We start from the raw sequence: 9,682 nt of genomic DNA, 5'->3' as shown, positions 1-9,682 counted from the left end.
TCACGGTTGCGTGCTTCGAGGGCCTTGTATTTTTGCCAGTCCACCGGCCCTGGCATCCCGTCATCGTGCTCGGGGTGCTCAAGTTTGAAATCCTTTACCCACCGGCGCAGCGCCCCATCGGAAACATCGAGCTGGCGGGCTACGGCCGACACTGATTCCTTCGACGTCAGCACCAGCTCCACAGCATCGGCCTTGAACTCGGCGGTAAAGACCGGCCGAGACTTTTTCTCAGACATAAGCACAATCCTCTCAAACCGTGTCTCACATCATTGATACACCTCAGTTTCGGGCTTCCCGGACTGCTGCACGGAGCCGCTTGATGTCTCGGTTGATCAATGTGGGAATTATCCGGCGCGCGGGCTTTGTGCCCAGTGGCGTCAACGCCGGGGCGGACATCAGGGACTCGAGCATGTCGAGCAGGAGGAAGTAGCGTTGCTCGTCCAGCGCCTCCAATACTTGGGTGTGGGCCTTTCGGTAGCCGCCTCCGAGTTCTATATCGACCCTGCGTGCGACCGGGCCCATGAGGAGTTCGACTGGTTCTTTGCCTAGCATGTCTTTGAGGCGTCCGTGCATGACTTCCGCGTCCCGTGCTTGACCGAGGACCCCGGCCAGCCACTTCAGCTCAGCGCGCAGGAGGCCCACCGTCTGGGCGTCCTCGAGTAGTGTGCGGTAGGTCGCCAGAACCGAGCGCATCCGTCGGGTAGCGACCCTCATCCGGTGTACCGCGTCGTGGGCGTCGAGCCTGACGCGGGGATCTTGCTGCCTGAGCACGGAAATCTGCTCACCAAGGTAGGCCAGCAGGACATCACTGGCGGGACCGTTCGCTGTAGGCGCCGACGGCCTTTCACTGATGGTGTGCAGGTGCGTACCCAGGGCGCGTGCCAGCTTGGAGCCATGATGGGCGGGACGGATGCCTGCGGCGGTGAGCATGTCCTGCCCTGCTTCAAGCAGGTCTCTGGACCCGTCGATGAGCTCTATCTCCCATTCACGCCAGTGTTGGTTGCCCTGTTCGGGAACAAGGGCTTCGGCCTGTACCTGGTCATCGCTGAAGTCGGCTCCGGTGTTGCGGGCGAGGACGAGCAGGATTCGGCTGCGCTCGCCGGGAAACTCCTCGGCGGTCTTCCCGCTCGGGATGCCGCCGAAGTGCAGCGGCTTGTCCTCCTGACCATCTCCCACGTCCCGGAGGTGGCCGACCGCGCGGGGGAGCTGCTCTGCGACGCCGATCTTGCGGTGCTGGGCAGTCCGCGCGCGGAGTACGCACGGTATGTCACGGCGGTCCGGGAGGAATACTCGCAGGTGCCCGATGCTGACTTTGCCGCAGGGCGTGCCGGCGTCGTCCGCGGTCTGCTGGAGATCGAGCCGCTGTATCGTACGCGTCGCGGGCAGGAACTGTGGCTCGATTCTGCCCGCAGAAACCTCGAGGACGAGCTGGCCGCGCTGGAGGCATAGGAAAGGCCCTGACCGGGCGGGAGAAATGGGGGAAAACGCCCGATCCGGTCAGGGCCTCACAGAATTCATCCTACAAGATGTACCGCGCCCTGTGCACACCGATTATTTCCGGAACGGTGTTGCCGTCGGGAAACTGCTGCCGCAGCTAGTCGTGGGTGGGTTCGCCGGTGACGCGGTGATCCGCGTGGTTCATCCCTTCCATGACGAGACGGCCGAGGTGGCCGTCGACGATGCTGTAGACGACACTGCGGCTTTCCTTGCGGGTGCTGACGAGTCCGGAAAGCCTGAGCTTCGCGAGGTGTTGGCTGACTGATGTCCGGGGGACTCCGGTCCTGGCGACCAGTGACGTGACATCGGCCGGACCCTGCGTGAGCAGCCAGAGGAGGTGCAGGCGGGTCGGGTCGGACAGCATGCGGAAGATTCCGGCACCCACCTCGAGGCGGGCCTCGTCCGGGGTGACCGGGTGGTGCAGGCTCGGTGTGGGTCCGATCTTTCCACCGGGGTCGGTGCTGTTCACGTCAGGTCCTCTCCTGCGCGGCGGGCGTTGCGTCGCTCGCCTCGCGAGCTTCCGGCGTCCACAGCCTGATGGCGGCCAGTGTTCCCAGGGTGGCGATGCCCGCCAGCAGCAGAGCGGCGCGCGGCTGGCCGGCTGCTGCGCCGACCCAGCCCGCAATCGGGTACGTGAGCATGAAACACGCGTGCGAGAGCGAGAACTGGGCGGTGAAGAGGTAGGAGCGCGTGGAGTCCGTCGCGGTCCGCCGCAGGAGACGGGCCGATGGGGTGTTGATCATCGACGTTCCGGCACCCAGTACTGCCCACAGTGCGAGCAGAAGCAGCCAGGAAGGATTCGTCAGTGCCGCCGCGGATCCTTCAGTCGCCCCAAGGTATGCCGCGGCAAGAATGCCGACCGGCAGGATGATTCCACCTGCCAGCATCAAGGACCGGTCAGTTCTCCGGTCCAGCAGGTTCGGGGCCGTGAAGGCGATCAGCATCGAGCCGGCTCCAAAGCAGCCCAGGGCGATCGCGACGTCACTGTTCGTTCCGTCGAAGACGTCGCGCGCATAGACGACGGTATTGACGAGGACGAGCGCCGTGCCTGCCGCGACAACGAGATTGAGCGCCATCAGGCCGCGAAGGCGCGGCTCGGTGAGGAAGATCCGCGTACCCAGCGTGGTGCGGTGAAGCAGCGATCCCTGGTTCCGCAGGGGAACGGCACCCGGCAACCGGGTGGCGACCACCAGAAGCGCCGACACCAGGAATCCTGCCGTGGTGCCGATGAACAGATTGGAGTACCCCATCACGGTCAGCAGGGCCGCTGCCAGCAGCGGGCTCAGGAGGGATTCAAGGTCGTAGGCCAGACGGGACAGCGACAAAGCCCGGGTGTAGTCCTTCTCGGCGGGCAGGATCACCGGGATCACGGCCTGGAACGCCGGCGTGAAGGTGGCTGATGCGGATTGGAGAAGAAAGACCAGAAGGTAGATCTGCTCCACCGAATCGACGAACGGCAGGCCCAGGGCGATGCCCGCGCGCACCAGATCCGCAGCCACCAGCACTGCCTTGCGGGGCAGGCGCTCGACGAGCGCCGCCATGACCGGCGCAACGAAGACGTAGGCGATCATCTTGATGGTCAGGGCGGTTCCCAGCACCGCTCCGGCCCGGCCGCCGGCGAGGTCGAACGCCAGCAGACCCAGCGCGACCGTCAGCAGACCGGTCCCCAGAAGGGCCACCACCTGCGCAATGAAGAGGTTCCGGTAGGCGCTGACCCGCAAGACGTTGAACATGGTGGACGCTCCTGATGGCGGACAAGGACAACGTATCACTTAGGTGCATACGCGTGCACACGTTCACTTATCAGCTGATCGGTCTTCCCGATGCCGCATCGGTGCCTGCTAGCTCCGGGCATTGCCGCCGTCGTCCCTGTACCGCAGGGGATTTTCCCGCCACGGCTTCTGGTCCTCCGAAGCCGGTCCGTACCCGGGGCGCAGAAGGGGCTCGTCCGGATCGCCCCCGGCGCTCGACCTCCGCGCGTTCTCGCGATGGTTCAGCCAGTAGCCCCGTGCCAACAAGGCCGCTGCGGCAAGGATCAGCACCATCCCGACGGCGAACAGCAGGCCGGTCCCCGAAGGGGCCTGCCGGCCGGAGGCTGCGGAGCGTGCGAAATCAGAGACGGCTCCGGGGACGAAGAGCGTGCTGGTGAACAGCAGGATGCCGCCAGCGATGAAGTACTTCACACCGGTTTTCATGTGCTCTCCTGGAATCGGCGCCCGTGCGGGCAGGTCCTCCAAGCCTAAGCGATTCCGCCCGGATCGCCGCGGCCGCGGCGGGCTTATAGGGTGAAGCGGTGAGCGAAACTGCGAGGGGGAACCGGCACCTCAACCGGACCATCCTCCGGCTTGCCGTACCCGCCTTCGGCGCGCTGATCGCAGAGCCGATGTTCCTCCTCGCAGACTCAGCGATCGTGGGTCATCTGGGGGTGGCGGAACTCGCCGGGGTGGGGCTCGCGGCCACGGTCCTGCAGACCGCCGTGGGGCTCATGGTGTTCCTTGCGTATTCGACCACGCCGGCGGTTGCGAGGCTGCTCGGCGCCAACCGGCGTCCGGACGCACTGGCCGCCGGACGCGACGGCGTCGGGCTGGCCCTGATCCTGGGCATCGGATTGTCGGTGGCCGGGTGGATCAGCGCTCCGGCGCTCGCGTCGGCCATGGGCGCCGACGGGGACGTGCACACCTTTGCCGTCGACTATCTCCGCTTCTCGATGCCGGGCCTCACCGCGATGCTCGTGGTGCTCGCGGCCACCGGAGTGCTCCGCGGGCTGCAGGACACCACTACCCCGCTCGTGGTCGCGGGCGTGGGGTTCGGCGTCAACATCGTGCTGAACTACGTCCTCGTGTACGGGGCGGGAATGTCGGTGGCCGGGTCCGCCCTCGGCACCAGCATCACGCAGTGGGGCATGGCCGCGGTCTACCTGGTCATCCTGGTCAGAGGGCTCCGTGCATCGTCGGTTCCACTGGTCCCCTCGCTGCGGGGCGTCCGCAGGACGGCGTCGGTCGGTTCGTGGCTGATGCTCCGTACGGCGACCCTGCGCTTCGCAATCCTTGCCACGGTGTTCGTGGCAACGGCGCAGGGGCCGCTGTCGCTGGCGGCGCACCAGCTTGTCATGACAGTTTTCACCCTCCTCGCCTTCGCCCTCGATGCACTCGCGATCGCCGCGCAGGCCCTCATCGGAAAGGAACTCGGCTCGGGCAACAAGCCGCTGGCACGCGCGCTCACCCGCCGCATGGTGGTGTGGGGTCTCGGTTTCGGAGCTGTAACCGGGGCCCTGCTCGCCATCATCGCGCCCTTCGTCGGCTGGATCTTCACCACCGATGAGGGCGTCCAGTCGGCGTTCGCCGCCGGTCTGTGGGTTCTCGCCGTGTCGCAGCCGGTGTGCGGGCTCGTCTTCGTACTCGACGGCGTCCTCATCGGAGCGGGCGACGCACGGTATCTGGCGCTCGCCGGCGTCGTGAACCTCGGAGCCTACCTTCCGCTGCTCGCCGCGGTGTACGGCGCGAACCTCACCGGCAATGCGGGGATCGGCTGGCTGTGGGCCGCCTTCGGGCTCGGCTACATGGCGGCCCGCGCGCTCACCCTGGGGTGGCGGGTCCGGAACGACCAGTGGATGGTCATCGGCGCCGAGCGGCGCACCACCGCATCTGCCGCCAGCGAATAAGGTACGCCGGGGGTGGACGACGCCGTAAACTAGGAGGGTCTGTTCTACCAGTTGTAGAAACGGTGGAAGCGATCGAGGAAAGCATTACCGGAAGGAACGCACGTGGCCAGGAGCCAACCGGGGAAACCCACGCAGGGCAGGATGCGCTACGGCATCAAGGGACCGCTTCTGTTCTCGGCGGTGCTCGGCCTGGTGGCGGGCGTGGCGACGTCGATCTTCGCCACGGGCGGCGGAAGCAAGGAGTTCCGGCTGGATCTCGGGCTGACGGCCGGCGGAATTGCCTTCATCGTCTCGCTGGTGGTGTGCGCGATGCTCATGATGGCTGAAATCCCCAACCCCGAGCACCTGGGCAAGGGGTCCGGCGTCAACCGTTCGTCGGCCAACCCTGACCGGCCTGCGGCGGACACATCGGCTGCCGGTTCCTCCGGTGCTGCCCAGCCCGGCGCCGACGAGCAGCCGCGCTACGGCCAGCGGCTTCCCGACAGCGGCGCCTGAGGCTCTGCGGTCAGGGCCTTCCTGTGTATTGCTAAGCGGCACGTGGTCCACAGCCAGCAGCATTTGCCACCAGTGCGAGCCAACGTGAAATGGGCTTGGTGTGACGGTGTCGCGTCCGAAGGACAGTTTTAGTCGCTGAGTCCTTCGATGTAGTCAGCCATTCCCGGGACGGTGAAGGAGACGCGCCCGAGGGCGGGTGGATAGATAATGCCTTTAGTGATGAGGGACGCCCGCGTCATTGTCATGGAGCTTTGTTTCCGACCAATCCGTTGAGCGAGGTCAGCTGTGCTCGAACCCGCGTCGCCATCGATGGCCATGAGTTTGAGGAATTCTTTCTCGCTCTTTGAGGCTCGCTTCCACCGCGAGGGAAAAAATCCCTGGTCGAGTTGTGAGCGTCCGATGGCGGCGGCGATCTCGGCATCCTGAAGCGTGATTGTCTTCTCGGGTGCGGTTTCCCAGGCTGCGTACCCGTATTCCTGGATGAAGTATGGGTAGCACCCTGAGGCGTCGAGCAGTAGGTCGCGTGCCGCTGGTTCGAAGGTGGCCCCGTATTTGGCGGCAGGAGCCAGAAGAGCTGAGGACGCGGCGTCAGGAGGCAGCGCTCCTATCTGCCGATAGGTGAAGAGCCGCTCGGCGTAGCTTCGGGCTCCGGCGAGGATGGAGGGCAGGTTCGGCAATCCAGCGCCCACGATATAGAAGGGCCACTCTCTTTGGCCGGCCTGGTGCTGAACACTGAGGAGCGCGGCCACGAGCGACCTATCCAGGTCCTGCATCTCGTCGATGATGAAGACCAATGCGGATTGCTGTTCGGCAAGGGCGGTCGAGAGATCCTCGACCATTTCTTCCAGATCGACCTCGATAGAGCCGGAGTCCGCGCGCCCGGTGTTGAGCTCCACCCCGATGTCGATGCCGGTGACTCCGAGTTTCGCTGAGAACGACGCAATGCTCCCCAGGCTGGTCTTCAGCCCAGCCGCGATACCTCTCCGATTGGCTTTCCGGCCCGCCTGGAGAAGGTTCCGGGCAAGCTTGGCCCGAACAGCTTCGGGACCGCCGTCGGCGTCCCGGCCCTCCAACGAGACGGTCATGAAACCGGCGTGTTCAGCCTGCTTTCCATACAACACCATAAACATATATCCAAAAATATGGATGGTGTTCTATAGAGCTGGATGTCTGGATGTCTGGAAGGCCTCAAGTTGATCTATGGCTGGGACGCGCGCAGCATCTTTCAGAATGCCCGGGGCAAAGCAATAACGCTGCGGTAACGGCGCCCTGGCTAGATTGACCCGGAGGTGTCGCTTCGGAGTGCGTTCCTGAAAATCCCATGAACCTACGGTCAAAACTATGTGGAGCATTTGGAGTGCAGGGCTGATCACCGGCCTCGCATTGATCCTCGCCATCGGAGCACAGAACGCCTTCGTACTGCGTCAAGGCCTCCGCCGCGAGCATGTCGGCATGGTGGTGGTGCTCTGTATTGCCAGCGACGCGATATTGATCCTGGGGGGCACTTTCGGGATCGGGGCATTGGTGTCAGGGGTCCCTGCAGCCTTGATCATCCTGAAGTGGGGCGGGGCCGCTTACCTGGCATGGTGGGCGGCACGGTGTTTTGCGGCTGCGCACAGACCGTCATCCTTGACCGCTGAGGCTCCTCGGTCTCGGGGACCAGTACTGGCTACCACCCTGGCCGTGACCTACCTGAACCCCCACGTCTATCTTGACACCGTGGTGTTGCTGGGCGGTCTCGCCAACCAGTACGGCAATGATGCCCGCTGGGTCTTCGCGGCAGGGGCTGTGGTAGGAAGCGCCGTGTGGTTCCCCGCACTGGGGTATGGGGCCCGGGCGCTGTCCGAGGTGCTCAGCAGCCCGCGCACCTGGCGGGCAGTAGATCTAGCTACCGGTGTGGTGATGCTCGCCTTTGCCATCAATCTGGTTCTCAGTGATCCCGCCGTTGAACCCGTCACAGCGACGCCGACTCGGCCTTCCGCGCCCGGTAGGCCTTCACGTGCATCCGGTTGGCGCAGTTGCCGGTGTCGCAGAACCGCTTGGAGCGGTTACGGCTGAGGTCCAGCACCACGCCGTCGCAGTCGTCCGCCGCACAGCTCCGGAGGCGGTCCAGTTCGTGGCTGCGGATCACGTCGATCAGGGCCATGGCTGCTTCGGTGGCCATCCGTGCCTCCAGGGGCGCCTCCGGCCCGGTGGCGTGGAGGTGCCAGTCCCAGTCGTCGTGGCGCACCAGCTGGGGCAGGGCGTCGGCCCGGCGCAGGATGCCGTTCACGCGCCCGACGGCGTCGTCCTCCTGCGCGAACCAGAGGATTTCCAGCTCGGCGCGCAGGGCCCGGACGGCGTCGAGCTCTGCCCGGGTGTGGGTGCGCGAGCCCGAGAACCTCTGTTCGGTGAGGAAGGTGTCGAGATCGGCCGGCGTCCGCAGCTGGTCCGGGTCCTCTTTTCCCGTGTTGATGAGTGCCGCCGCAGAGATAAGGGCAACCTCGGTGTCATGGGTGAATGACATGTTGACTCCTGACGATTCCGGGCGTTAGTGTCACTACCATAACCATCCGACGGTCATGACACCTAATGGCCCGCGGACCCGCACAGTAAGGACTCACCCTGTGAACACGCGCGCCGCCTCTGGCCTCTGGATTGCGGTGCTGTCCGCTGCGACCTTCGGGATGTCGGGCCCCTTCGCCAAGGCGCTCCTCGAGATCGGGTGGAGCCCGGGAGCCGCCGTCGGCGTCCGGATCGGCGGGGCGGCCCTCGTGCTGCTCGTGCCCGTCCTCATCGCCCTGCGCGGCCGGTGGTCCACGCTGCGGGGCAACGCGCTGACCCTCACCATCTACGGGATGACGGCGATCGCCCTCTGCCAGCTCTTCTACTTCAACGCGGTGGAGCGCCTCTCCGTGGGTGTGGCACTGCTCCTCGAATACCTGGCCCCGGTGCTGATTGTCGGCTGGCTGTGGATCCGCTCCCGCAGGGCACCCCATCGCCTGACCGCTGCCGGATCGGTGGTGGCGATCCTCGGCCTGCTGCTGGTGCTCGACCTTGCCGGCGACACACGGCTGGACCCCATCGGCGTGCTGTACGGACTGGCCGCGGCCGTGTGCCTCATGGTCTTCTTCCTGATGTCGGCGAAGATCGACGATTCGCTGCCGCCGCTCGTGATGGCGGGCGGTGGAATGGTGATCGGTGCGCTCACCATCCTCCTGCTGGGGCTGACGAACGTGATGCCCTTCGAGTTCGCGTTCACCGACGTGACCATCGCCGGAGCGCGCTTCAGCTGGCTGGTTCCCGTGGCCGTGCTGGTGCTGATTTCCACGGTCGCCGCGTACGTCACCGGGATCCTGGCGGCCCAGAAGCTCGGCTCCAAGGTGGCATCGTTCGTGGCGCTCACCGAGGTGCTCTTCGCCGTCGTCGCGGCCTGGCTGGTGCTCGGCGAGCTGCCCGGGCTCATCCAGCTCCTCGGCGGCCTGCTCATCGTGGCCGGCGTGGTGTGCGTGCGGGTGGACGAGCTCCGCTCAGGCGCTGGAAACCCGGACGGGCCGCACGGGCCGCAGGGAATCGAGCTGGCGGGAGCCGAGCCGATGCCCCACGTCCACTCACTTCCCGAAGCTCCGCAGCCGCAACGAGTTGAGCACTACGAGCACTGAACTGGCGGCCATCGCCGCCCCGGCCAGCATGGGGTTCAGCAAGCCCAGTGCCGCCACCGGGATGCCCACAGTGTTGTAGAAGAACGCCCAGAAGAGGTTGGTCTTGATGGTGCCCAGCGTTTTCCGCGACAGTTCGATCGCCTGGGCCACCTGCTCCAGGCTGTTGGCCATGACAGTGAGGTCGGCCGCCTCGATCGCGACATCGGTGCCCGATCCCATCGCGATCCCCAGATCCGCCTGGGCAAGCGCAGCGGCGTCGTTCACGCCGTCGCCGGCCATGGCCACCGTGGCACCGGCGGCCTGCAGCTCTCGGATGGCCGCCACCTTGCCCTCGGGCAGGACGCCGGCGCGGACGTCGGCGGGGTCGATCCCGACGGCCTCCGCCACC

12 protein-coding genes and 1 pseudogene are annotated in these 9,682 nt (G+C 65.8%); 5 read left to right on the top strand and 8 right to left on the bottom strand.

The features are described 5' to 3' along the window. The coding region (locus Y704_RS0115035; RefSeq protein WP_026550729.1) for a transposase at positions 1–236 on the bottom strand (236 nt) is incomplete at its 3' end. A 43-nt stretch (positions 237–279) separates the two neighbouring features. After that, complete coding sequence (locus tag Y704_RS22920; RefSeq protein ID WP_081747694.1) at positions 280–930, bottom strand: CHAD domain-containing protein; 651 nt, start codon at positions 928–930, stop codon at positions 280–282. Positions 931–993: 63 nt separating this feature from the next. Here Y704_RS22920 and Y704_RS21725 point away from each other — a divergent pair, with 63 nt between their 5' ends. Next, the gene (locus Y704_RS21725) at positions 994–1,449 is read left to right on the top strand and encodes an HD domain-containing protein (protein ID WP_081747693.1); all 456 of its coding nucleotides are present in this window, start codon (positions 994–996) and stop codon (positions 1,447–1,449) included. A 145-nt stretch (positions 1,450–1,594) separates the two neighbouring features. Here the strand turns inward: Y704_RS21725 and Y704_RS0115020 are convergent, their stop codons facing one another. From Y704_RS0115020 to Y704_RS0115010, 3 genes are all read right to left on the bottom strand, one after another. Beyond that, positions 1,595–1,966: an ArsR/SmtB family transcription factor gene (locus Y704_RS0115020; protein ID WP_051477174.1), complete on the bottom strand. Its 372-nt coding sequence runs from the start codon at positions 1,964–1,966 to the stop codon at positions 1,595–1,597. A gap of 1 nt (position 1,967) precedes the next feature. Beyond that, positions 1,968–3,230 (bottom strand): MFS transporter, encoded by a 1,263-nt coding sequence (locus Y704_RS21720; RefSeq protein WP_035772984.1) that lies wholly within the window; start codon positions 3,228–3,230, stop codon positions 1,968–1,970. Between the two features lie 108 nt (positions 3,231–3,338). Then, a complete protein-coding gene (locus tag Y704_RS0115010) occupies positions 3,339–3,692 on the bottom strand; it encodes a hypothetical protein (RefSeq protein WP_026550726.1) in 354 nt (117 codons plus the stop codon). A 98-nt stretch (positions 3,693–3,790) separates the two neighbouring features. Between Y704_RS0115010 and Y704_RS0115005 the strand changes: the two genes are divergently transcribed. Further along, positions 3,791–5,158, top strand: a complete 1,368-nt coding sequence (locus Y704_RS0115005) for an MATE family efflux transporter (RefSeq protein WP_026550725.1) — start codon at positions 3,791–3,793, stop codon at positions 5,156–5,158. Between the two features lie 102 nt (positions 5,159–5,260). After that, the gene (locus tag Y704_RS0115000; protein WP_026550724.1) at positions 5,261–5,653 is read left to right on the top strand and encodes a hypothetical protein; all 393 of its coding nucleotides are present in this window, start codon (positions 5,261–5,263) and stop codon (positions 5,651–5,653) included. 128 nt (positions 5,654–5,781) lie between these two features. Here Y704_RS0115000 and Y704_RS21715 read toward each other — a convergent pair whose 3' ends face one another. After that, positions 5,782–6,738: a hypothetical protein gene (locus Y704_RS21715; protein ID WP_051477178.1), complete on the bottom strand. Its 957-nt coding sequence runs from the start codon at positions 6,736–6,738 to the stop codon at positions 5,782–5,784. Positions 6,739–6,994: 256 nt separating this feature from the next. Here Y704_RS21715 and Y704_RS23585 point away from each other — a divergent pair. Continuing rightward, positions 6,995–7,582, top strand: a pseudogene (locus Y704_RS23585) (LysE/ArgO family amino acid transporter); the annotation flags it as partial. A 25-nt stretch (positions 7,583–7,607) separates the two neighbouring features. Here the strand turns inward: Y704_RS23585 and Y704_RS0114990 are convergent. Continuing rightward, on the bottom strand, positions 7,608–8,159 hold the full coding sequence (locus tag Y704_RS0114990) for a CGNR zinc finger domain-containing protein (protein WP_026550723.1): 552 nt from the start codon (positions 8,157–8,159) through the stop codon (positions 7,608–7,610). A 100-nt stretch (positions 8,160–8,259) separates the two neighbouring features. On the opposite strand from Y704_RS0114990, the gene Y704_RS21710 reads away from it, so the two are divergent. Next, positions 8,260–9,294 (top strand): EamA family transporter, encoded by a 1,035-nt coding sequence (locus tag Y704_RS21710; RefSeq protein WP_253904363.1) that lies wholly within the window; start codon positions 8,260–8,262, stop codon positions 9,292–9,294. On the opposite strand, the gene Y704_RS22915 is transcribed toward Y704_RS21710, so the two are convergent. Then, the coding region (locus tag Y704_RS22915; protein WP_035772993.1) for an HAD-IC family P-type ATPase at positions 9,244–9,682 on the bottom strand (439 nt) is incomplete at its 5' end. The two genes, Y704_RS21710 and Y704_RS22915, sit on opposite strands and share 51 nt — an antisense overlap.

This window comes from Arthrobacter sp. Br18, assembly GCF_000520555.1.
Taxonomy (GTDB): Bacteria; Actinomycetota; Actinomycetes; order Actinomycetales; family Micrococcaceae; genus Arthrobacter_D.
The sequence above is the reverse complement of the archived record's forward strand: the minus strand, read 5'-3'. Positions and strand labels throughout refer to the sequence as shown.